General features: G+C 71.3%; 22 protein-coding genes. 15 read left to right on the top strand and 7 right to left on the bottom strand.

Annotated elements, in window-relative coordinates; translation table 11 throughout:
- Positions 1 to 51: 51 nt before the first annotated feature.
- The 4 genes from EV284_RS31160 to EV284_RS31145 all read left to right on the top strand — a co-directional run bounded on the left by EV284_RS31160 (position 52) and on the right by EV284_RS31145 (position 3,188).
- Positions 52 to 798, top strand: coding sequence for an ATP-binding cassette domain-containing protein (locus EV284_RS31160; protein ID WP_130340122.1), 747 nt, complete (start codon positions 52 to 54; stop codon positions 796 to 798).
- Positions 789 to 2,105: a hypothetical protein gene (locus EV284_RS31155; protein ID WP_130340120.1), complete on the top strand. Its 1,317-nt coding sequence runs from the start codon at positions 789 to 791 to the stop codon at positions 2,103 to 2,105. The genes EV284_RS31160 and EV284_RS31155 overlap by 10 nt, the downstream gene beginning before the upstream one ends.
- Before the next feature lie 4 nt (positions 2,106 to 2,109).
- On the top strand, positions 2,110 to 2,700 hold the full coding sequence (locus tag EV284_RS31150) for a hypothetical protein (protein ID WP_130340118.1): 591 nt from the start codon (positions 2,110 to 2,112) through the stop codon (positions 2,698 to 2,700).
- A gap of 146 nt (positions 2,701 to 2,846) precedes the next feature.
- A complete protein-coding gene (locus tag EV284_RS31145; RefSeq protein WP_130340116.1) occupies positions 2,847 to 3,188 on the top strand; it encodes a hypothetical protein in 342 nt (113 codons plus the stop codon).
- Here the strand turns inward: EV284_RS31145 and EV284_RS31140 are convergent.
- Positions 3,166 to 3,858, bottom strand: a complete 693-nt coding sequence (locus tag EV284_RS31140) for a FadR/GntR family transcriptional regulator (RefSeq protein WP_130340114.1) — start codon at positions 3,856 to 3,858, stop codon at positions 3,166 to 3,168. The two genes, EV284_RS31145 and EV284_RS31140, sit on opposite strands and share 23 nt — an antisense overlap.
- 103 nt (positions 3,859 to 3,961) lie before the next feature.
- Between EV284_RS31140 and EV284_RS31135 the strand changes: the two genes are divergently transcribed.
- The 4 genes from EV284_RS31135 (at position 3,962) to EV284_RS31125 (ending at position 6,362) form a co-directional block, all read left to right on the top strand.
- Positions 3,962 to 5,236 carry an MFS transporter gene (locus EV284_RS31135; protein WP_130340112.1) on the top strand — a complete coding sequence of 425 codons (1,275 nt, stop codon included), beginning with the start codon at positions 3,962 to 3,964 and terminating at the stop codon, positions 5,234 to 5,236.
- 49 nt (positions 5,237 to 5,285) lie between these two features.
- Positions 5,286 to 5,408, top strand: a complete 123-nt coding sequence (locus EV284_RS33620) for an SGM_5486 family transporter-associated protein (protein ID WP_267881280.1) — start codon at positions 5,286 to 5,288, stop codon at positions 5,406 to 5,408.
- Between the two features lie 164 nt (positions 5,409 to 5,572).
- A complete protein-coding gene (locus EV284_RS31130; RefSeq protein WP_130340110.1) occupies positions 5,573 to 5,764 on the top strand; it encodes a hypothetical protein in 192 nt (63 codons plus the stop codon).
- 79 nt (positions 5,765 to 5,843) lie between these two features.
- Positions 5,844 to 6,362: a histidine phosphatase family protein gene (locus EV284_RS31125; protein ID WP_130340108.1), complete on the top strand. Its 519-nt coding sequence runs from the start codon at positions 5,844 to 5,846 to the stop codon at positions 6,360 to 6,362.
- A gap of 61 nt (positions 6,363 to 6,423) precedes the next feature.
- On the opposite strand, the gene serB is transcribed toward EV284_RS31125, so the two are convergent.
- Positions 6,424 to 7,647 (bottom strand): phosphoserine phosphatase SerB, encoded by a 1,224-nt coding sequence (serB, locus tag EV284_RS31120; protein ID WP_130340106.1) that lies wholly within the window; start codon positions 7,645 to 7,647, stop codon positions 6,424 to 6,426.
- 249 nt (positions 7,648 to 7,896) lie between these two features.
- Here serB and EV284_RS31115 point away from each other — a divergent pair, with 249 nt between their 5' ends.
- Positions 7,897 to 10,398 carry an FHA domain-containing protein gene (locus EV284_RS31115; protein WP_130340104.1) on the top strand — a complete coding sequence of 834 codons (2,502 nt, stop codon included), beginning with the start codon at positions 7,897 to 7,899 and terminating at the stop codon, positions 10,396 to 10,398.
- A gap of 88 nt (positions 10,399 to 10,486) precedes the next feature.
- Here the strand turns inward: EV284_RS31115 and EV284_RS31110 are convergent, their stop codons facing one another.
- Positions 10,487 to 11,233 carry a transglycosylase SLT domain-containing protein gene (locus tag EV284_RS31110; RefSeq protein WP_130340102.1) on the bottom strand — a complete coding sequence of 249 codons (747 nt, stop codon included), beginning with the start codon at positions 11,231 to 11,233 and terminating at the stop codon, positions 10,487 to 10,489.
- Between the two features lie 435 nt (positions 11,234 to 11,668).
- Here EV284_RS31110 and EV284_RS31105 point away from each other — a divergent pair, with 435 nt between their 5' ends.
- Together EV284_RS31105 and EV284_RS31100 are read left to right on the top strand one after the other, a co-directional pair.
- On the top strand, positions 11,669 to 12,814 hold the full coding sequence (locus EV284_RS31105) for a GAF domain-containing sensor histidine kinase (protein ID WP_130340100.1): 1,146 nt from the start codon (positions 11,669 to 11,671) through the stop codon (positions 12,812 to 12,814).
- A complete protein-coding gene (locus tag EV284_RS31100) occupies positions 12,807 to 13,448 on the top strand; it encodes a response regulator transcription factor (protein ID WP_130340098.1) in 642 nt (213 codons plus the stop codon). The genes EV284_RS31105 and EV284_RS31100 overlap by 8 nt, the downstream gene beginning before the upstream one ends.
- An 8-nt stretch (positions 13,449 to 13,456) precedes the next feature.
- Here EV284_RS31100 and EV284_RS31095 read toward each other — a convergent pair whose 3' ends face one another.
- The gene (locus EV284_RS31095) at positions 13,457 to 14,239 is read right to left on the bottom strand and encodes a hypothetical protein (RefSeq protein ID WP_130340096.1); all 783 of its coding nucleotides are present in this window, start codon (positions 14,237 to 14,239) and stop codon (positions 13,457 to 13,459) included.
- Positions 14,240 to 14,389: 150 nt separating this feature from the next.
- On the opposite strand from EV284_RS31095, the gene EV284_RS31090 reads away from it, so the two are divergent.
- From EV284_RS31090 to EV284_RS31080, 3 genes are all read left to right on the top strand, one after another.
- Positions 14,390 to 15,181, top strand: a complete 792-nt coding sequence (locus EV284_RS31090) for an ABC transporter ATP-binding protein (RefSeq protein WP_130340094.1) — start codon at positions 14,390 to 14,392, stop codon at positions 15,179 to 15,181.
- Between the two features lie 73 nt (positions 15,182 to 15,254).
- Positions 15,255 to 15,686 carry an NfeD family protein gene (locus EV284_RS31085; protein WP_130340092.1) on the top strand — a complete coding sequence of 144 codons (432 nt, stop codon included), beginning with the start codon at positions 15,255 to 15,257 and terminating at the stop codon, positions 15,684 to 15,686.
- 132 nt (positions 15,687 to 15,818) lie between these two features.
- Positions 15,819 to 16,778, top strand: a complete 960-nt coding sequence (locus tag EV284_RS31080; RefSeq protein ID WP_130340090.1) for an SPFH domain-containing protein — start codon at positions 15,819 to 15,821, stop codon at positions 16,776 to 16,778.
- Positions 16,779 to 16,848: 70 nt separating this feature from the next.
- Here the strand turns inward: EV284_RS31080 and EV284_RS31075 are convergent, their stop codons facing one another.
- The 3 genes from EV284_RS31075 to EV284_RS31065 form a co-directional block, all read right to left on the bottom strand.
- Complete coding sequence (locus tag EV284_RS31075; protein WP_130340088.1) at positions 16,849 to 17,358, bottom strand: HNH endonuclease; 510 nt, start codon at positions 17,356 to 17,358, stop codon at positions 16,849 to 16,851.
- Positions 17,359 to 17,502: 144 nt separating this feature from the next.
- Positions 17,503 to 18,042, bottom strand: coding sequence for a YbhB/YbcL family Raf kinase inhibitor-like protein (locus tag EV284_RS31070; protein WP_130340086.1), 540 nt, complete (start codon positions 18,040 to 18,042; stop codon positions 17,503 to 17,505).
- Between the two features lie 42 nt (positions 18,043 to 18,084).
- Entirely contained in the window at positions 18,085 to 18,867 is a 783-nt protein-coding gene (locus EV284_RS31065; RefSeq protein ID WP_130340084.1) for a sporulation protein, read from the bottom strand.
- A gap of 101 nt (positions 18,868 to 18,968) precedes the next feature.
- Between EV284_RS31065 and EV284_RS31060 the strand changes: the two genes are divergently transcribed.
- Positions 18,969 to 19,610, top strand: coding sequence for a DNA-3-methyladenine glycosylase (locus tag EV284_RS31060; protein ID WP_130340082.1), 642 nt, complete (start codon positions 18,969 to 18,971; stop codon positions 19,608 to 19,610).
- Positions 19,611 to 19,972 lie beyond the last annotated feature (362 nt).

The raw sequence follows: 19,972 nt of genomic DNA, 5'->3' as shown, positions 1-19,972 counted from the left end.
CTGTGAACGACAGGTGAAGCTGGGCCACTTCCCCGTCAGAGAGCACGCGCCATGCCCATCGGCTTCCACTCGGCTGCCTTCGGCTATCGACGCCGCAGTCCGGTCATCCACGACTTCACCTTCGTCTTTCCGACTGGTCGGACCGTGTTTCTCGGCCCGAACGGGGCGGGCAAGTCGACGGTCCTGTCCCTGGCCGCCTCCGTGCTGCTGCCGGATTCCGGCACCGTCGCGTACGGGAGGCGGAGGACCGGCCGGCGCGGTGACCTCGCCGAGTACCGTCGGCGCATCGCGTGGCTGCCGCAGCGCATCGAGTCGGTCCCCCGGCTGACCGCCCGCGAACAGGTGGCCTATGTCGGCTGGCTGAAGGGCATGAACCGCAGGGACGCCTGGGACGCCTCCCTCGGTGCGCTCCAGCGGGTCGAACTCGCGGACTTCGCCGACCGGAAGGTGCACCGGCTGTCCGGTGGGCAGCAGCGCCGGGTCGGCGTCGCGCAGTCCCTGGTGCACCAGGCCGAAGTCCTCCTCCTGGACGAGCCGACGGCCGGCATGGACCCGCGCCAGCGGCGTGTCTTCCACGAGATCCTCGCCGGACTCGACCAGCACGTACTGCTCTCGACCCACGACGTCGCCGACCTGGAGGACACCTACGACCACGTCGTGGTCCTCAACGGCGGGACCGTCCGGTTCGCCGGAGCCGTGCGCGAGTTCCACGCCATGGCACCGCCCGGCACCGCGCCGGGCCGTCTGGCGGAAGCCGCGTACTACCAGACGGTGCAGGAGGAGACCGCATGCGCGTGACGACAGCGCTGCGCACCACCAGCGTCGTCTGGGTCGCGCCCCTGGTCCTCGCATGGGTGTGGCTGGTCAGCAGCCACGAGGCGGCGAACGAACCCGCCTACTGGGCCGGCAACACCGCCCTGGTCGGGCACACCCTGCCCTTCTACGCCCCGGCCTGCGCGGCCTTCGCGGCATGGGAGGCCGGGCGGCTGAAAAGGGCGGGCGTCCACCGGCTGGCACCGGTGCGCGGCAGGTACGCGATCGCGTTCGGCGCCCTGTGGCCCGTGGTGGCCCTCGGGGTGACGGCGGTCGTGGCCTGCCTGCTGACCGTGCGCCTGGAGACCGGCGCGGCACACGACTGGCCGCACCCGGGCGTCCTCGCCATGGCCGGGTACCTCATCGCCGTCCACACCGTCGTGGGCTACGGGCTGGGCATGCTGCTCCCGCGCATCCTGGCGACCCCGCTGATCCTCGTCGTCGACTACCTGTGCCTCGTCATGCCGGTCACGGTCGTCGACCCGATGTGGCTGCGGGAACTGACCGGTTGGCTGGACGCCCCCTACGGCGACCTCACCATCACCATGAACCCGGTGGCGCTCGCCGTCCCGATGGTGCTGGCCACGGGCATCCTGGCCGCCGTGCTGGTCAGTGCCGAGATCGCCCGGTGGCGCCGCCCCCGTGCCGTACGCGTCGGCGCCGCGGCCGCCGCATCCCTGGTCTGTCTGAGCGTGTTCACCGTCTCGGCCGTACTGCCCGTCCGCGACTGGAACGGTGACCCGCCGCCGCGCCCCCGCGCCGATCCGCCCGTGTGCGCGGGCGCCGCACCCCGGATCTGCGTGCCCGTCGAAGCGGCCGCCAGCCTGAAGCCGCTGTCCGGCGCCGCGAAGGAGGTCGTACCGCGCCTGGTCGACGCGGGCATGCGGCCACCGGAGGAGCTCGCGTTCGTCTCCGACGCCGCCCGCACCGACGCCCGGACCTGGAAGCTGTTCCTCTACCGCGACATGACCGACGTCGACCTGAAGGCCAGCATCGCCGCGTCGGCGCTGCCGACGATGCCGCCGTGCCCCGAGACCTCCGACGTCCGCACCGGCCACGCGGGCACGCTCGCCGCCTGGCTCATGGTCAAGGCCGGCATGGGCGTCGACGAGATCCAGAGCCAGCGGAGCCAGAAACTGGCAGCCGACCCCCGGGTGATGTCCGTGGTGGACAGGGAGACGAAACTGTCCTCCGCCAAGCAGCTCTCGTGGTTCACCCGCAACGTCGCGCTGCTCCAGCGGTGCCGCCCCGCTCCGGAGACCCTGCCGACCGTCGCCGCGGAAGGGGAGTGACCCGATGCGCATCTGGCTGAGAACGCGATGGATCACGGTCCTCGCCGCCGCTCTCGCGGCCTACACCGCGCTGACCGCGGCGGCCGGTGACACGCTGGTCGACCTTCCCTCCCTGGGCGGCGACGCCGCCCGGCCCCTGGTGCTCTTCGCCCCGCTCCTGATCTGCATGGGGCTGGCGGTCTGCCTCGGCAGCAGGCTCCCCGCCGCCGAGGCGTCGGGCAGCCGTCCGGTGGCCCGCTTCGACCAGGCGCTGATCCTCGCCACCGTCCTGGCCACGGTCGTCGTGGCGTACGCCGTCGCCGTGCTCCTCGACGCCCCGACCGCGAACACCGCCGGGCGCAACACCGCCTTCCTGGCCGGCCTGATGCTCTGTGCCCGCCGGACGGCGGGTCTTCAGGTGGCGGCCCTCACCCCCGTCGCCTGGGTGATCACGATGATGCTCATCGGCAACACCGGCGGCACCGGCCGGCCCCACCCCTGGACGGTCGTCCTCCTGCCCCCGGACCACCTGCCCGCCGCCTTCGCGGCCACCGCGGTCCTGGCTCTCGGCGTGGTCACGGCCCCGCACGCCCCGATGCTCCGCGACGCGACCTGAGCGGGAGGCCCCCGCCGTGGCAGGGGGGTGAACCTCCTCCCTGCTCCGTCCACCGTTCGGATCACCGGCCGGGCCGCCCCGGCTCCCGCGGTGCACCCTCGTAGTACGCGTCCCCTCCGCAGCCGTGGCCGAGGAGGTCCCCCTACGTGCGTCTTCCCCGCAGCCTGACCCCGGCGACCGCGGCCGCGGTACTCGTCCTCGCCCCGCCCGGCGGCGTCGCGCGCGCCGGTGACGGCAAGCCGCACGCCCCCGACCTCTTCGGGGCGTCCTGCCGTACCAAGGTGGACGGGTCCGAGGTGGTGGCCTACTGCCACAACCCGTATGTGCACGTCGACCGGGTGCGGCTGCACGTCGAGTGCGCCCGGTGGTGGGACATCGACACCGACAGCGCGCCCGTGGCCACGGGGCCCGCGCTGACGGTGAAGCTGACCGGGCGGTGCTGGAAGGAGATCCGGGTGGTGTGGATCAGTCACCAGAAGGCGGGCTGACCCGCTCCGGACGGCACTGGAAGGGGTAGCCGGCCGCCTCGGTGGCCGCCGCCCGCGCGTCACCGGTGCGGATCGCGTCCACCAGCCGGGTGTGGTCCATGTACGCCCGCTGCTCCAGCTCGGTGCCCACGTCCGCGCGCAGCCACTCCCGCAGCACCTCGCCGAGGTCCGCGTACATCGCCGTCATCACGTCGTTGTGCGAGGCGGACACCACGGCCAGATGGAAGGTGGCGTCGGCCGCCACGAACGCCTCCGCCTCCCCGGCCTCCCACGCCTCCTCGCGCCGGGTCAGCAGCGCGTCCAGCTGCTTGAGGTCCTTCTCGGTACGCCGCTCCGCCGCCAGCTTCGCCGCCGACGACTCCAGCGTGGAGCGCAGCTCCGCGATGTGCCGGGGGTCGGCGTCGGCGAACCTGCGGTGCATCACCCCGGCCAGCTCACTGGTGGCGACCACATAGGTGCCGGAACCCTGGCGGATGTCCAGCAGACCGTTGTGCGCGAGCGCCCGTACCGCCTCGCGGACGGTGTTGCGGGCCACGCCCAGCTGCTCGACCAGCTCCGGCTCGGTGGGGATGCGGGAGCCGACCGGCCACTCGCCGGACGTGATCTGCGCACGCAGCTCCGCGATGACCTGTTCGGACAGCGCCGACCGGCGCGGGTGGCTCAAAGGCATGGCCCACCTTGGCACGTGAGTTCCGGCCCGTACCAACGGACCGGACCGGGACGCCCCGTACGGAGCCTGCCCCGGAATGGACAACCAATCATCCCATGATTCTATGATGGGTCTCATGGCTGAGGAGACCCGGACCGCGCGGAAGCCCGCCGTCCCCGAGACAACCACCCCCCTGACGCCCGCCGTCGCCCCGCCCGCCTGGGCCGTGCGCGTGGTGATCGTCGGCATCGTGCTGGCCGCGCTCAACCTCCGCCCGGCCATCACCAGCCTGGGCGCGCTCCTGGAGGAGGTCCGCGACGGGCTCGGCATGAGCGGCGGCGTCGCCGGACTGCTCACCTCCGTGCCACCGCTGTGCTTCGCCCTCTTCGGCGCCACCGCGCCCCGCCTCGCCCGCCGCTTCGGCCCCGGCGCGGTGGTCTGCGCGGGCATGACCGCCATCACCGCCGGTCTGCTGATCCGCCCGTACATCGGCTCCACCGCCGGGTTCCTGGCCGCCAGCGCGCTCGCCCTCATGGGCATCGCGGTGAGCAACGTGCTGATGCCGGTCATCGTCAAGCGCTGGTTCCCGGACCGCGTCGGCACCATGACCGGCCTGTACTCGATGGCGCTGGCCCTCGGCACCGCCGTCGCCGCCGCCGTCACCGTGCCGGTGACCGGCGCCCTCGGCGGACACTGGCAGTCCGGGCTCGCGGTCTGGGCGGTCCTCGCGGCCATCGCCGTGCTGCCCTGGCTGCCGCTGGTCCGCGAGCGGGTGCCCGCGCCGGTGCCGGTGCCGGGCGCGGAGGCGGGCCCCCGGCTGCGCATCGCCCGCAGCCGCACCGCCTGGGCGCTCGCCGTCTTCTTCGGCCTCCAGGCCACCGCCGCCTACATCACCATGGGCTGGATGCCGCAGATCTTCCGCGACGCCGGGGTCCCGGCCGGTACGGCGGGCGTGCTGCTCGCGGTCACCATGGTGATGGGCGTCCCGCTGGCCTTCGTCATCCCGCGCGTGGCGAGCCGGCTGCCCCACCAGGGGCCCATCGTGCTGGTCCTCGGCGCCTGCGGCCTCGCCGGCTACGCCGGGCTGTACCTCGCGCCCGCCGCCGGGGCCTGGGCCTGGGCGGTGCTGCTGGGCGTGGCCAACTGCGCCTTCCCGCTCGCGCTCACCATGGTCGGCATGCGGGCCCGCACCGGGCCGGGCGTGGCCCAGCTGTCCGCCTTCGCCCAGAGCACCGGGTACCTGCTCTCCATCCCCGGCCCGCTGCTGGTCGGCGTGCTCTACCAGCGCAGCGGGGGCTGGGGCGTGCCGATCGCGCTCATGGCGGCGCTGATGCTGCCGCAGATGGCGGTCGGGTTCCTCGCCGGGCGCGACCGGATCGTGGAGGACGAGGCGCGCTGAAGCCGGGGGCGGCGGCCTCCGGCCCCGGCGGGGGTGGGAGACTGGCCGCATGCAGCCTGTGCTCGATCCGAACCCCCAGAACGGCCAGAAGAAGATGCTGATCGTCTTCGGCTCCTTCTTCGCCATCTTCGTCGTCATCGGCATCGTCGCGATGCTGCTCGCCCCCTCCTGACCCGCGTCCGCTCCGGCGGCGGGGGTTTACCCCCCATCCCCTAGGGGGCGGGGATCAGGGTCAAGTGGGTGGAAGCCCGGATGGGTTGACGGCCGGTGACCGCGTAGCTTCGAGGGGTACGGGAGAAGGATTCCCGTGCGGTCCCACGAGCGACGGAGGCGATCATGCCGGTTCCCGCCCACACCCGGCCCCACCCCGCCGGTGCCCGGCTGCCCTGGTGGGCGCTGGCCCTGCCGGTACTGGCGTTCGTCGCGCTGCTGCTGCTCATCATGAACCCCGCCGACGCGCACGCGGCGAGCGGCGACCCCGCGCTCGCGCACATACTCGAGCGCGCCCGGCAGCTCGCCGCCCACTGAGGGCCGGCCTCCTCGTACCGGTGAATCCGCATGTCAACTCCCTGCGCCGGGTGGCCTGTTTCATGCGAAGCTGGGTGACATGAGCGTCGCTGAACCCCGCAGGATCGTCCTCTTCCGCCATGCGAAAGCCGACTGGCCCCAGGTTTCGGACCATGAGCGCCCCCTCGCCGACCGGGGCCGCACGGACGCCCCCGTCGCCGGCAGCAGGCTCGCCGACACCGGGATCTCCTTCGATCTGGCCGTCTGCTCCACCGCGGTACGCACCCGCGAGACGTGGAAACTCGCCGTGCCGGAGCTGGACCACCGGCCGAAAACGGTCTACGAGGACCGGGTCTACAACGCCTCGCCCGGCGAGCTGATCGCCGTGCTGAACGAGACGCCGGACGACGTGCGCGACGCGATCCTCATCGGCCACAACCCCGGCGTGCACCATCTGGTCGAGATCCTCGCCGGGACCGCGGAGGGCGACGCCGGCGAGCGGATGAACCGCCGCGGCTTCCCCACCTCCGCCTTCGCCGTGCTGACCTTCGACGGCGACTGGAAGGACCTGGAGCCGGGCAAGGCGACGCTGGTGGACTACTGGGCGCCCTCGGAGTGACCTGCCCGGACACGCGCGGGGCCCGGAACCGCCTCGGTTCCGGGCCCCGCGCGTGTCCGGCTCAGTCCTCGTCGTGCGTCTGCGCCGCCTCGACCTCTTCCCGGCTGACGCCCAGCAGGTAGAGCACGGTGTCCAGGAAGGGGAAGTTCACCGCCGTGTGCGCGGCCTCCCGGACCACCGGCTTGGCGTTGAAGGCCACGCCCAGACCGGCCGCGTTCAGCATGTCCAGGTCATTGGCCCCGTCACCGATCGCCACCGTCTGCGACAGCGGCACCCCCGCCTCGGCGGCGAACCGGCGCAGCAGCCGCGCCTTGCCCGCCCGGTCCACGACCTCACCGGTGACCCGGCCGGTCAGCTTCCCGTCCGCGATCTCCAGCGTGTTGGCGTGCGCGAAGTCCAGCCCCAGCCGGTCCTGAAGCGCGTCCGTGACCTGCGTGAAGCCACCGGACACCACCCCGACCTGATAGCCGAGCCGCTTCAGCGTACGGATCAGCGTCCGCGCGCCCGGCGTCAGCCGGACCTCCTCGCGGACCTTGTCCACCACGGAGGCGTCCAGCCCCTTCAGCAGGGCCACCCGCGCGTGCAGCGACTGCTCGAAGTCCAGCTCCCCGCGCATCGCCGCCTCGGTCACCGCGGCGACCTCCGCCTCGCAGCCGGCGTGCGCGGCGAACAGCTCGATGACCTCGTCCTGGATCAGGGTCGAGTCCACGTCCATCACCACGAGCCGCTGCGCCCGCCGGTGCAGGCCCGCCGAGACCACGGCGATGTCGACACCGAGTGCCGAGGCACTCGCGGCCAGCGCGCTGCGCAGGGGCTCCGTCGCCACCCCGGACACCGCGAACTCCACAGCCGTCACCGGGTACTTGGCGAGCCGGAAGATACGGTCGATGTTGCCGCCTGCCTGGGCTATCCGCGCCGCTATGGCCGCTGTCGACTCGGCGGTCAGCGGGTGCCCGAGCACCGTCACCAGGGAGCGGCCGACACCGCGCGGGCGGTTGTCGCCATGGCCGGAGATGATCTCGGCCTGCATCTTCATCGACTCGGCCCAGCTGTGGACCGTCGACCGGAGGTCGCCCTCCAGCCCCTCCGCCGGCTGCGTGACCAGGGCGCACAGCACCAGCCGGCCCCGCGTCACGACCTGCTCGATGTCGACCACGTCGACCTGGAAGGCGGCCAGGGTGTCGAACAGTCCGGCCGTGATGCCGGGCCGGTCCTTCCCGAACACCTTGACGAGAAGAGTGGGGACCTCACCGGTCCGCGAAGCGACGATCTGCGAAGCGCTCATGGTCCCACCACCGTATCCGCCCCCCACGACCCCCCGCCCGACAGGTCCGCCACCCGGACAGCACCCCGGCCCGCCCCGCTCGCGGTCGATTGGACCCCTCCGCACCGGTATAGGACCCCCAACTCCGGTGCGCGCGGCCGCCCGACTAACAGTTGGGCGGTCCCGCCTGGAATAGTTCCCCACGATGTTCGACATCCCTAGACTCCCCGTGTCGGGGGCAATTCGGGGGACAACTCAGTGGGGCATGGAGTGCCGGAACTCGTACTGGAAACAAACGGACGGACCTGGACGCTGGAGCCGTCCCGGTCCTATGCCCTCGGACGTGATCCGCAGGGTGACATCGTCTTCGACGACGCCAGGGTGTCGTGGCGCCACGCCACGGTCCGTTTCGACGGGCACACCTGGGTCATCGAGGACCACGGCAGCACCAACGGCACGTACGTGCAGGGCCACCGCGTCGGCCGGACGGAACTGGGCGCCGGCACGGCCGTACACCTGGGCAACGCGACCGACGGCCCGCGGCTGAACCTGACCGCGGCCGACGCGCGGCAGGCCGAGCCGTACGCCGCCCAGTCCGCCGCGTGGGCCCAGCAGACGCAGGCCGTTCCGCAGGCCGCGCAGCCGCAGCCGCAGGGCGCCGAGTGGCACAGCGGCCCGCAGCAGGCCCCGGCCTTCCCGCACCAGCAGGGCGGCACCCCCGCCGGGCCGGAGCAGCCGGCCCACGGGGACCGCAGCCCGACCACGTTCCACCAGTTCGCCCTCGGCCACGTGATGCGCATCGGCCGTTCGCTCGACAACGACCTCGTCGTCTCCGACCTCCAGGTCTCCCGGCACCACGCCGAGTTCCAGACCACCTCCGAGGGCCGCTTCGAGATCCGCGACCTCGGCTCGCACAACGGCACGTACGTCAACGGCCAGCCCATCGCCAAGGGCGGCACCGCGGTCCTCGGCCCGGACGACATCGTCGGTGTCGGCCACTCGGCCTTCCGCATCGTCGGCGACCGCCTGGAGGAGTTCGTCGACACCGGCGAGGTGTCCTTCTCCGCCCGCCACCTCACCGTCACGGTCGACGGCGGCAAGCAGATCCTGCGGGACGTCTCCTTCGGCGCCCCCGAGAAGTCCCTGATCGCGGTCATCGGCCCGTCCGGCTCCGGCAAGTCCACCCTGCTCAAGGCGCTCACCGGCTACCGCCCCGCGAACGAGGGCGAGGTGCTCTACGACAACCGGAACCTGTACAAGCAGTTCGCCGAGCTGCGCCAGCGCATCGGCCTGGTCCCGCAGGACGACATCCTGCACAAGGAGCTGAGCGTCAGGAAGGCGCTGAAGTACGCGGCCAAGCTGCGCTTCCCCGCCGACACCACGCCCGCCGAGCGCGACGCACGGATCAACGAGGTGCTGCGCGAGCTGAAGCTCGACATCCACAAGGACAAGAAGGTCACCTCCCTCTCCGGCGGCCAGCGCAAGCGCGTCTCGGTCGCCCTGGAGCTGCTGACCAAGCCCTCGCTGATCTTCCTGGACGAGCCGACCTCGGGCCTCGACCCGGGCATGGACCGCGATGTGATGCAGTTGCTGCGCGGTCTCGCCGACGACGGCCGCACCGTCCTGGTCGTCACGCACTCCGTCGCCGAGCTGGCGCTCTGCGACAAGCTGCTGGTGATGGCGCCGGGCGGCGCGGTGGCCTACTTCGGCCCGCCCGAGGAGGCGCTGAACTTCTTCGGCTACGACACCTGGGCCGACGTCTTCTCCGCCTTCGAGAACTACCGCGACTACGACTGGGCGGGCCGCTGGAAGGGCTCGCAGCACTACCAGATGTACGCCGCCGACCTCGACGCGGTCGCCGCCCAGTCCGTCACCGCGCCCCCGCCGCAGGCGGTCAAGCCGCCCAAGCCGCAGAGCTGGGGCTCGCAGCTGCTGACGCTGGTCCGGCGGTACGTGGCGGTCATCGGCTCCGACAAGGGCTTCCTGGCGCTGACGGTGATCCTGCCGGCCGTGCTCGGCGCGGTCAGCCTGCTCATCGACCACGAGAAGGGGCTGCTGGTCAACCCGCTCAACCCCAGAACCGGTCTGCACGTGCCCAACGGCACGGCGACGACGGTCCTGCTGATCCTCGCGGTCGGCGCCTGCTTCGCGGGCGCGGCGAACTCGGTCCGCGAGCTGATCAAGGAGCGGGTGATCTACGAGCGCGAGCGCGCGACCGGCCTGTCGCGCTCGGCGTACCTGATGTCCAAGGTGGTCGTGCTGGGCGCCGTCACGGTGCTCCAGGGCCTCATGGTCGGCCTCATCGGCTTCGCCAGCCGGGAGATCCCGGACCGGGGCCTCGTCCTCGGCGGCTCTGCGCTGTTCGAGCTGTGCCTGCCGATCATGGCGCTGGGCTTCACCTCGATGATGTTCGGCCTGGTCATCTCGTCGCTGGTGCGCACCGCGGAGAAGACCATGCCGCTGCTGGTGATGTTCGCGATCATCCAGGTCGTGTTCACCGGCTGCCTGTTCACCCTGCACGGCACGCCCGGTGTCAACGAGTTCTCGTACCTGATGCCGTCCCGCTGGGCGGTGGCCGCGGCCGGCACCACGCTGGACTTCAACAACATCGCGCCGAACACCGACGACCCGACCAGCACCGACCCGCTGTGGAACCACTCGGCGGCGGCCTGGAGTCTGGACATGGTCGTGCTGATCGCGCTCGGGGTGGCCTGCGGCTTCCTCGTCTCGCGCTTCCTGCGGCGGCACGAGCCCGAGGTCATGCGCAAGTAGCGGCGCTCGCTGTCCGATGACGCACGTGAAGGGCGGCACCCCGTTCGGGTGCCGCCCTTCCGCGTCGTCTCAGAGGTCCGCGCCGACCTCAGTACGCGCTGTTCACGTTGTCGATCGAGCCGTACCGGTGCGCCGCGTAGTTGGCGGCGGCGGTGATGTTGGCGACCGGGTCGTAGATGTCGTTCGAGGTGCCCTTCACGTGGTACGTGGCGAACGTGGGCGGGATCACCTGGAGCAGGCCCTTGGACGGGACGCCGTTGATGGCGTTGATGTCCCAGCCGTTGATGGCGCGGGGGTTGCCGGAGGACTCCCGCATGATGTTCTTGTGCAGGCCGTGGTAGCTGCCCGGGATGCCCTTGGCGTGCATGATGTCGAGCGACTGGCGGATCCAGCCGTCGAGGTTGTTCTTGTAGGTCTTCGCGGCGACGGTCTCCATCTGGGGACGCTTCGCCGACCGGTCGGCGGCCTTCTTGGCGGAGCGCGACTCGGCGGCCTTGCGCTCGGCGGCGGCCTTCTTCGCGGCGTCGGCGGCCTTCTGCTTGGCGGCCTTCTGCTTGGCCGCGATGGCGTCGAGCTTGACCTTGTCGCTCGTCAGCGGGCTGCTGAGCGTGGCGTGCAGGTCGCGGGTCTGGCTCTGCTCGGCGGCCACCGGCTTGGCGGCCACGGCCGGGGTACCACCGGCCACGGTCGTGGCACCGCCGGGAACGGCGGACAGGGCGATGGCGGCGGCGCCGAGGGTGCTGACACCCGCGATGGCGATCTTGTGCTGCTTGTTCAGCGCGGAGAACTTCTCGAGCGGGCGACTGAGACGACGATTCAGGGCGTTCTTGGGCATGGCTTGATGGACCTCTTCGTTTGCGCGGAGGTCGCTCTCGCGTCCGCCGGGGAAATCCGTTCCTCCAGCACGAACGCCGCGGGGTGAACCGCGGCGCTGAGCGACATGAGCAATTCTTAGCGGCCGCAAAATGCCCTGGCAATGATGTGACGTACGAAGCCGGGTAGTGGATCAGGTCCACGTAAAACGGGACAGATCAGCATATCCGCCCCGTTCAAACCGGGGTGCTCTGTCTCCTATGTCCGTTCGTAAGTGATGTGCGCCCTATGCGGGGGCTCACACCGGTACAGGGCCGATGTCACGCGGAGGTCATCACGCGCTTCTCTGCGTTAGCAAACGCATCGGACACCCTGATGTCTGTGCGTGCCCGCCCGCCCGCGCGCGCGTTGTACCTCCTCGTGCGGCCTTCCCGCGCCACGCCGGTACCGTGAGGGCATGCACCCAGGTCCCCGGTCCGGTCTCGCCGCGGTGAGCGCCGCGCTGCTGGCCATGAGCAGACACCTGGAGGTGCGCGACGTCCTCAAGACGATCGTCGCCTCCGCCCGCGAACTGCTCGACGCCCGGTACGCGGCCCTCGGCGTCCCGGACGACCACGGGGGCTTCGCCCAGTTCGTCGTGGACGGCGTCAGCGACGCCCAGTGGAAGGCCATCGGCCCGCTGCCCCGCCAGCACGGCATCCTCGCCGCGATGCTGCGCGAGGGCCGCCCGGTCCGCCTCGGCGACGTGCGCGACGACCCCCGCTTCGAGGGCTGGCCGGACGCCCACCCCGAACTCGCCGACTTCCTGGGCCTGCCCGTACGCGACGGGGACGAGACCATCGGGGCCCTGTTCCTCGCCAACAAGAACTGCCCCCGGTCGCCGGGTCGTTGCGGCTTCACGGCCGAGGACGAGGACTTGCTCGGCATCCTCGCCCAGCACGCCGCCATCGCCCTCACCAACGCCCGCCTCTACGAACGCAGTCGCGAGCTGACCATCGCCGAGGAACGCTCCCGCCTCGCCCACGAACTCCACGACGCCGTCAGCCAGAAGCTGTTCTCCCTGCGCCTGACCGCCCAGGCCGCCGCCACCCTCGTCGACCGCGACCCCGCCCGCGCCAAGGACGAACTCCACCAGGTCGCCGCCCTCGCCGCCGAAGCCGCCGACGAACTGCGCGCCGCCGTGGTCGAGTTGCGCCCCGCCGCGCTGGACGAGGACGGCCTGCTCGCCACGCTGCGCACCCAGATCCAGGTCCTCGACCGCGCCCACACCGCCCGCGTCACCTTCACCGGCCACGGTCTGCGCGCCCTGCCCGCCGCCCAGGAGGAAGCCCTGCTGCGCGTCGCCCAGGAAGCCCTGCACAACGCCCTGCGCCACTCCGGCGCCGACAACGTCCACGTCGACCTGGCACGGCGCGGCCGGGGAGCCGTGCTGCGGGTCACCGACGACGGCCGCGGCTTCGACCCCACCGCCGTCCGCCGGGCCGGCCGCCACCTCGGCCTCGTCTCCATGCGGGACCGGGCCGACGGCGCGGGCGGCACGCTCACCGTGGAATCGGCGCCCGGCAAGGGCACCGCGATCGAAATGGAGGTGCCCGGTGGCTGAGCCGATCAGGGTGCTGCTCGTCGACGACCACCAGGTCGTCCGCCGCGGCCTGCGCACGTTCCTGGAGGTGCAGGACGACATCGAGGTGGTCGGCGAGGCGGCCGACGGTGCCGAGGGGGTCGCCCGCGCCGAGGAACTGCGGCCCGCCGTGATCCTGATGGACGTCCTCATGCCGGGCACCGACGGCATCGAAGCCCTGCGCAGGCTCCGCGAACGGGGCAACCCCGCCCGCGTCCTGATCGTCACCAGCTTCACCGAGCGCCGTACCGTCGTACCCGCCCTGCGCGCGGGCGCCGCCGGGTACGTCTACAAGGACGTCGACCCCGACGCCCTCGCCGCCGCCATCCGCTCCGTGCACGCCGGGCACATCCTGCTCCAGCCCGAGGTCGCCGACGCCCTGCTCACCCAGGAAGAAGCCAACTCGGGCCAGGGCAGGGGCGGTTCGCTCACCGACCGGGAACGCGAGGTGCTCGGCCTCATCGCTGACGGCCGCTCCAACCGGGAGATAGCCCGCGCCCTGGTCCTCTCCGAGAAGACCGTCAAGACGCACGTCTCCAACATCCTGATGAAACTCGACCTCGCCGACCGCACCCAGGCCGCCCTGTGGGCCGTACGCCACGGCATGACCGACTGAACCGGAGCTCAGCGCCGCTCGCGCTCCTCCACCACCGAGTTGTACGCCGCCACCCGCGCCCGCCGCGCCGTCCGCTCCACCGGGCGCAGCGCCTCGGTACGGGCTCCCATCTCCGAGGCGCTCACCGCCCCGCCGTGCCCCCGCTCCTGGGCCAGCGAGACCAGCAGCCCCACCCGCCCCGCCAGCTCCAGCACCCGTGCCGCACGCGGCGGATACCCCGGCGCCAGCACCTCCCCGTCCCGCTCGGCTCGCGCCCGGTACGCGTCGATCGCCGCCGCGGCCACCGGCCCCGACCCGGCCACGTCCAGCCGGGACAGCACCTCGGTGGCCTCCCGCAGCGCCTCCGCCAGCTCCCGCTCCGCCTCACCGAGGGAGGGCACATCGGCCGGCGGCGCCTCCCGCACCGGGAGCACGTGCCACACCACCTCCACGTGCCGATCGCCCGCCGGGCCCGCCTCGGCGACCTCCGGCACCAGCCCGAAGGCGGCCCCCGTGCACACCACCGCCTCCCCGGCGGCCAGCGCGCGCGTATTGAAGTCCGGCGGACCGCTCAGCCCCAGCGGATGCCCCGGCGCGGGCAGCGCCACCCGCAGTCCGGTCACCCCGAGCGCCCGCAGCCGGCCCAGCGCCAACGTGAGACCCACCACCCCGTTCTCGCCCGGCAGCCCGGCCACCCGGTGCACCGCGTCGTCACCGACAGCGGCCAGTACGGCGTCATCCGGCGAGACAAGTCCGGCCAATAGGGCATTTCCCCAAGCGGCGAGGCGTCCTGAACGCGGTTCCGTGAGCATGCCCCCACCCTAAGGACCGGACCGATGGAATGGAGCGGGGCACTCGTGGCGTAGATTTCATATGGGCTGCGCCCATCGGCGCGGCGGACCGAGCCACAGGCGTACGCGACAGCCGAGACCGGCCACAACGCAAGGGGAGACAAGCCGCTCATGAGCGATGTTCTGGAGCTTCAGGACGTATCCGTGGTCCGTGAGGGCCGGGCTCTGGTGGACCAGGTCTCCTGGTCGGTCAAGGAGGGCGAGCGCTGGGTCATCCTCGGCCCCAACGGCGCCGGCAAGACCACCCTCCTGAACGTCGCGTCCAGCTACCTCTTCCCCTCCACGGGCACCGCCACCATCCTCGGCGACACCCTCGGCAAGGTCGACGTCTTCGACCTGCGCCCCCGTATCGGCATGGCCGGCATCGCCATGGCGGAGAAGCTCCCCAAGCGCCAGACCGTCCTCCAGACCGTCCTCACCGCCGCCTACGGCATGACTGCCGGCTGGCAGGAGGAGTACGAGGACGTCGACGAGCAGCGCGCCCGCGCCTTCCTCGACCGTCTCGGCATGAGCGACTTCCTCGACCGCCGCTTCGGCACCCTCTCCGAGGGCGAGCGCAAGCGCACCCTGATCGCCCGCGCCCTGATGACCGACCCCGAGCTGCTCCTCCTGGACGAGCCCGCCGCCGGACTCGACCTCGGCGGCCGCGAGGACCTCGTCCGCCGCCTCGGCCGGCTCGCCCGCGACCCCATCGCTCCCTCCATGATCATGGTCACCCACCATGTCGAGGAGATCGCCCCCGGCTTCACCCACGTCCTCATGATCCGCCAGGGCAAGGTGCTCGCCGCCGGACCCATCGAGCTGGAGCTGACCTCCCGCAACCTCTCCCGCTGCTTCGGCCTCCCGCTCGTCGTCGAGCAGGCCGGCGAGCGCTGGACCGCGCGCGGTCTCCCGCTGGGCTGACCCGCCCCTTTCGGCCACCACCGGTCCGTCCGCACCCTGTCGGCGGCCCGGCCCCCGGACCTACCATGACCGGGTGAACGCCATAGACGCATGGGTGTGGTGGCTCGTCGTCGCCGTGGCCCTCGGAATCCCGCTCGTCGTCACGGCCATGCCCGAGTTCGGCATGCTCGCCGTCGGAGCCGTGGTCGCCGCGGGCGCGGCCGGACTCGGCTTCGGCATCGTCGTCCAGGTCCTCACCTTCGTGATCGTCTCGGTCGCGCTCATCGCGGTGGTCCGCCCCATCGCGGCCCGCCACAGCAGCCGTCGCCCCCATCTGCCCACCGGCATCGACGCGTTGAAGGGCAGACAGGCCGTCGTCCTCGAACGGGTCGACGGCACCGGCGGACGCGTCAAGCTCGCCGGGGAGATCTGGTCGGCCCGCGCCCTGGACACCGCCCGCGCCTACGACGTCGGCGAGGAGGTGGACGTCGTCGACATCGACGGGGCCACCGCGCTCGTCATCTGACCTCGCACGACTCAACTGAACCGAACAGCACACGACTTGCCGGACGGTCTGTCAGACTCGACCGGCAAGATCTTTCACAGGCCACGGCATCCGCCGCGCGCACCGAAGCGGAGAGGGGATACGGGGAACACGATGGAACCGGTCATCATCGTCCTGGTCATTCTGGTGGTGTTGGTCTTCATCGCCCTGATCAAGACCATCCAGGTCATCCCACAGGCCAGCGCCGCCATCGTCGAGCGCTTCGGCCGCTACACGCGCACCCTGAACGCGGGCCTCAACATCGTCGTCCCGTTCATCGACACCATCCGCAACCGCATCGACCTGCGCGAACAGGTCGTGCCGTTCCCGCCCCAGCCGGTGATCACCCAGGACAACCTGGTGGTCAACATCGACACGGTCATCTACTACCAGGTCACCGACGCCCGCGCCGCCACCTACGAGGTCGCCAGCTACATCCAGGCGATCGAGCAGCTCACCGTCACCACGCTGCGCAACATCATCGGCGGCATGGACCTGGAGCGGACCCTGACCTCCCGCGAGGAGATCAACGCGGCCCTGCGCGGCGTCCTCGACGAGGCCACCGGCAAGTGGGGCATCCGCGTCAACCGCGTCGAGCTCAAGGCCATCGAACCGCCCACCTCCATCCAGGACTCGATGGAGAAGCAGATGCGCGCCGACCGCGACAAGCGCGCCGCCATCCTCACCGCCGAGGGCACCCGGCAGGCCGCCATCCTCACCGCCGAGGGCGAGAAGCAGTCCCAGATCCTGCGCGCCGAGGGTGAGGCCAAGGCCGCAGCCCTCCGCGCCGAGGGCGAGGCCCAGGCTGTACGCACCGTCTTCGAGGCCATCCACGCGGGCGACCCGGACCAGAAGCTGCTCTCCTACCAGTACCTCCAGATGCTCCCGAAGATCGCCGAGGGCGACGCCAACAAGCTCTGGATCGTCCCCAGCGAGATCGGCGACGCCCTCAAGGGCCTCTCCGGCGCCATGGGCAACTTCGGCAACTTCGGCGGGGGCGGCGGCGCGGTGCCCCAGCAGAACAAGGGCACGGCCACCGGCACCGACCGCCGCGAGCGGCCGACCATCGACTGAGCCCACCCCCGCACGACAAGGGGCCCGCTCTCCCGGCCAGGGAAAGCGGGCCCCACTGTCGTCCACCGGTCTACGCGGCCGTCGGCGGCGCCAGCCACTCCGGCAGCGACGCGAAGTCGGCCGACCCCAGCGCCAGCAGCATCGCGTCCGCCGGAGTCGGTTCGAACGGCTGCCGCAGCAACGGCATCCCCGCCTGCTGCGGCGTCCGGTCCGCCTTGCGGTGATTGTCCTCCGCGCAGGACGCCACCGTGTTCAGCCAGGAGTCCGCACCCCCCTGCGCCCGCGGCACCACGTGGTCCACCGTGGTCGCCGTCCGCCCGCAGTACGCGCAGCGGTGCCGGTCCCGCACCAGCACACCCCGCCGCGACCACGGCGCTTGTCTTCGGAACGGCACCCTTACGTATCTGCACAGCCGGATCACCCTCGGCGCCGGCATGTCCACCGCCGTGCCGCGCATCCGCAGCCCGGTGTGCGCCTGCTCCACCACCGCCTTGTCCTGGAGCACCAGCACCACAGCGCGGTTCACCGTCACCGTCGACAGCGGCTCGAAACTCGCGTTCAGGACCAACGTGCCACGCATCCCGCCCACCTCCCGTGCGCCTGTCCGCACCCCCGGCGGACCTGGATCAACTCTGGACGGACGCATCGAGATGGACAACGAAATAAAAAGCGCCCGCCCCTGATCAATTCCAAGACCAGGGGCGGGCAAACACCGAAAGGGCACTCAGCCCCGCGCGGGGATCTCGTACTCCCCGATGAGCTGGGCACGCGCCAGCGCGTGGAAGCGCAGGTTGAAGCCCACGACCGCCGGAGTGGCGTCCGGACCGACACTCAGCTTGTCCTCGTCCACCGCGTACACCGTGAACACGTAACGGTGCGGACCGTCGTCGGGCGGCGGGGCGGCGCCGACGAACCCCGGCTCGCCGTAGTCGTTGCGCACCTGGACGGCACCCTCGGGCAGCCCGGCGAAGTCACCGCTGCCCGCACCCGCCGGCAGCTGGGTCACCGAGGCCGGGATGTCGAAGACCACCCAGTGCCAGAATCCGCTGCCGGTCGGCGCGTCCGGGTCGAAGCAGGTCACGGCGAAGCTCTTGGTCTCCGCGGGGAAGCCGGACCAGCTCAGCTCGGGAGAGGTGTTCCCCTCCGACTGCACCTGGGCGTCCTTCAGCGTCGCGCCCTCGGTGATGTCCTCACTCGTCACCGTGAACGACGGCACGGGCGGATGGAACTCATGGGGGAGCGGCCGCCGCTTGTGCTCGGTCACGTCGATACCTCCTGCTGATCGTTCCGTTCGTGACTTCCGAGCCTAGAACCAGTTCCGCTTGCTTCCGACCTCGGACAGCCACTGGTTGAGGTAACCGGCCCAGTCGGTGGCGTGGAAGTCGTGCAGGCCCACCTGGAAGGAGCGGAAGGTGTCCGAGCCCTCGCTGAACAGCCCCGGCTTCTTGTCCATCTCCAGCACGACGTCCATCGCGCTCTCGTCCGCCACGAAGCTGACCTCGACCTGGTTCAGGCCCCGGTACTGCGACGGCGGGTAGAACTCGATCTCCTGGTAGAAGGGGAGCTTCTGCCGGGTGCCCCGGATGTGGCCGCGCTCCATGTCGGCGTTCTTGAAGCGGAAGCCGAGCTGGATGAAGGCGTCCAGCAGCGCCTTCTGGGCGGGCAGCGGGTGCACCCGGATCGGGTCCAGGTCGGAGGAGTCCACCGCACGGGCGATCTGCAGCTCGGTCGTCACCCCGATGTGCATCCCGCGCAGCTCCTGCCCGTCGATCACCGTGACGGGGGTCTCCCAGGGGATCTCCAGCCCGAACGGCACCGCGTGCACCGCACCGGCCTGCAGCTCGAAGGCACCGCCGAGCCGCACCTTGGAGAACTCGACGTCCTGCTTGTACTCCTGGTCGCCGCTCTCCACCTCGACCCGCGCCTGGAGGCCCACGGACAGGCCCTCGATGTTCTGGTTGACCGAGCCGCCCTGAATCCGGACCTCACCCTGGACGACGCCACCGGGCACCACGTTGACCTCGGTCAGCACCGTCTCGACGGAGGCGCCCCCGGCCCCCAGGCTCGCGAGCAGCTTCTTGAACGCCATTGACTCTCCCTTTACGTATGGACCCTCGACCCGTACAAACGCGAGCCGGCCGCGACCGGTTCCGCCGGGACGACAGTTCGGCTGCACTACCCTCGGAGGGCATGATCACGCCCCCGGACCGTACGCCACTGCCACGGGACTTCTTCGACCGTCCCGTACTGGAGGTCGCCCCCGACCTCCTCGGCCGCCTCGTCGTCCGTACGACCCCCGACGGTCCGATATCCCTCCGCATCACGGAGGTGGAGGCGTACGACGGCCCGAACGACCCCGGCTCGCACGCCTACCGGGGCCGCACCCCCCGCAACGAGGTGATGTTCGGCCCGCCCGGCCATGTGTACGTCTACTTCACCTACGGCATGTGGCACTGCATGAACCTCGTCTGCGGCCCCGAGGGCACCGCGAGCGGTGTGCTGCTGCGCGCAGGGGAGATCGTCGAGGGTGCCGAGCCGGCCCGCGAGCGCCGGGTTTCGGCCCGCAACGACAAGGAACTGGCCAAGGGCCCGGCCCGGCTGGCGACCGCCCTGGACGTCGACCGTTCCCTTGACGGCACCGACGCCTGCGCCACGGGGGACACCGCGATCCGCGTCCTCGCGGGTACGCCGGTCCTGCCCGAGCAGGTACGCAGCGGCCCGCGGACCGGAGTGGCCGGCGACGGCGGCGTCCACCCCTGGCGCTTCTGGGTAGCGGACGACCCCACCGTGAGCCCCTACCGGGCCCACGTCCCGAGACGCAGGTCACGTTGACTCGTCCCGGCCGGGTGCGTAATGTAGCCCGAGTCGCTTGAACCGGGTACGGCAATCGCCTGCAGCCGGAAGCGGCCACCCACTACCTACGACTTCCCCTGGCGGGGACGATTTCGACGTGCCCGCACGTCCGAATCCGACTCCGCGAGACTCGATTATGAGTAGCAGCGGAGATCGGTTAGCGTAGTGAATGTCGAAAGGCCGGACGACGAAAGTCGAAAAGCCCAGGACAATCCCCCTTCGACTGGGAATCAGACGCTGAAAGCTTCTGATAGAGTCGGAACCGCCGGAAAGGGAAACGCGAAAGCGAAGAACTGGAAAGCACCGAGGAAATCGGATCGGAAAGATCTGATAGAGTCGGA

Source organism: Streptomyces sp. BK022 (assembly GCF_004217355.1).
Classification (GTDB): domain Bacteria; phylum Actinomycetota; class Actinomycetes; order Streptomycetales; family Streptomycetaceae; genus Streptomyces; species Streptomyces griseoluteus.
This window is presented reverse-complemented; position numbering and strand designations above follow the sequence as displayed.

Bases quoted from the DNA above. Each gene is read 5' to 3' on its own strand.
- EV284_RS31150 (WP_130340118.1), top strand. From the start codon at position 2,110: ATGCGCATCTGGCTGAGAACGCGATGGATCACGGTCCTCGCCGCCGCT.
- serB (WP_130340106.1), bottom strand. From the start codon at position 7,647: ATGAGCGCTTCGCAGATCGTCGCTTCGCGGACCGGTGAGGTCCCCACT.
- EV284_RS33620 (WP_267881280.1), top strand. From the start codon at position 5,286: ATGCAGCCTGTGCTCGATCCGAACCCCCAGAACGGCCAGAAGAAGATG.
- EV284_RS31140 (WP_130340114.1), bottom strand. From the start codon at position 3,858: ATGCCTTTGAGCCACCCGCGCCGGTCGGCGCTGTCCGAACAGGTCATC.
- EV284_RS31075 (WP_130340088.1), bottom strand. From the start codon at position 17,358: ATGCGTGGCACGTTGGTCCTGAACGCGAGTTTCGAGCCGCTGTCGACG.
- EV284_RS31105 (WP_130340100.1), top strand. From the start codon at position 11,669: ATGCACCCAGGTCCCCGGTCCGGTCTCGCCGCGGTGAGCGCCGCGCTG.
- EV284_RS31095 (WP_130340096.1), bottom strand. From the start codon at position 14,239: ATGCTCACGGAACCGCGTTCAGGACGCCTCGCCGCTTGGGGAAATGCC.
- EV284_RS31130 (WP_130340110.1), top strand. From the start codon at position 5,573: ATGCCGGTTCCCGCCCACACCCGGCCCCACCCCGCCGGTGCCCGGCTG.
- EV284_RS31155 (WP_130340120.1), top strand. From the start codon at position 789: ATGCGCGTGACGACAGCGCTGCGCACCACCAGCGTCGTCTGGGTCGCG.
- EV284_RS31080 (WP_130340090.1), top strand. From the start codon at position 15,819: ATGGAACCGGTCATCATCGTCCTGGTCATTCTGGTGGTGTTGGTCTTC.
- EV284_RS31110 (WP_130340102.1), bottom strand. From the start codon at position 11,233: ATGCCCAAGAACGCCCTGAATCGTCGTCTCAGTCGCCCGCTCGAGAAG.
- EV284_RS31060 (WP_130340082.1), top strand. From the start codon at position 18,969: ATGATCACGCCCCCGGACCGTACGCCACTGCCACGGGACTTCTTCGAC.
- EV284_RS31160 (WP_130340122.1), top strand. From the start codon at position 52: ATGCCCATCGGCTTCCACTCGGCTGCCTTCGGCTATCGACGCCGCAGT.
- EV284_RS31065 (WP_130340084.1), bottom strand. From the start codon at position 18,867: ATGGCGTTCAAGAAGCTGCTCGCGAGCCTGGGGGCCGGGGGCGCCTCC.
- EV284_RS31135 (WP_130340112.1), top strand. From the start codon at position 3,962: ATGATGGGTCTCATGGCTGAGGAGACCCGGACCGCGCGGAAGCCCGCC.
- EV284_RS31125 (WP_130340108.1), top strand. From the start codon at position 5,844: ATGAGCGTCGCTGAACCCCGCAGGATCGTCCTCTTCCGCCATGCGAAA.
- EV284_RS31090 (WP_130340094.1), top strand. From the start codon at position 14,390: ATGAGCGATGTTCTGGAGCTTCAGGACGTATCCGTGGTCCGTGAGGGC.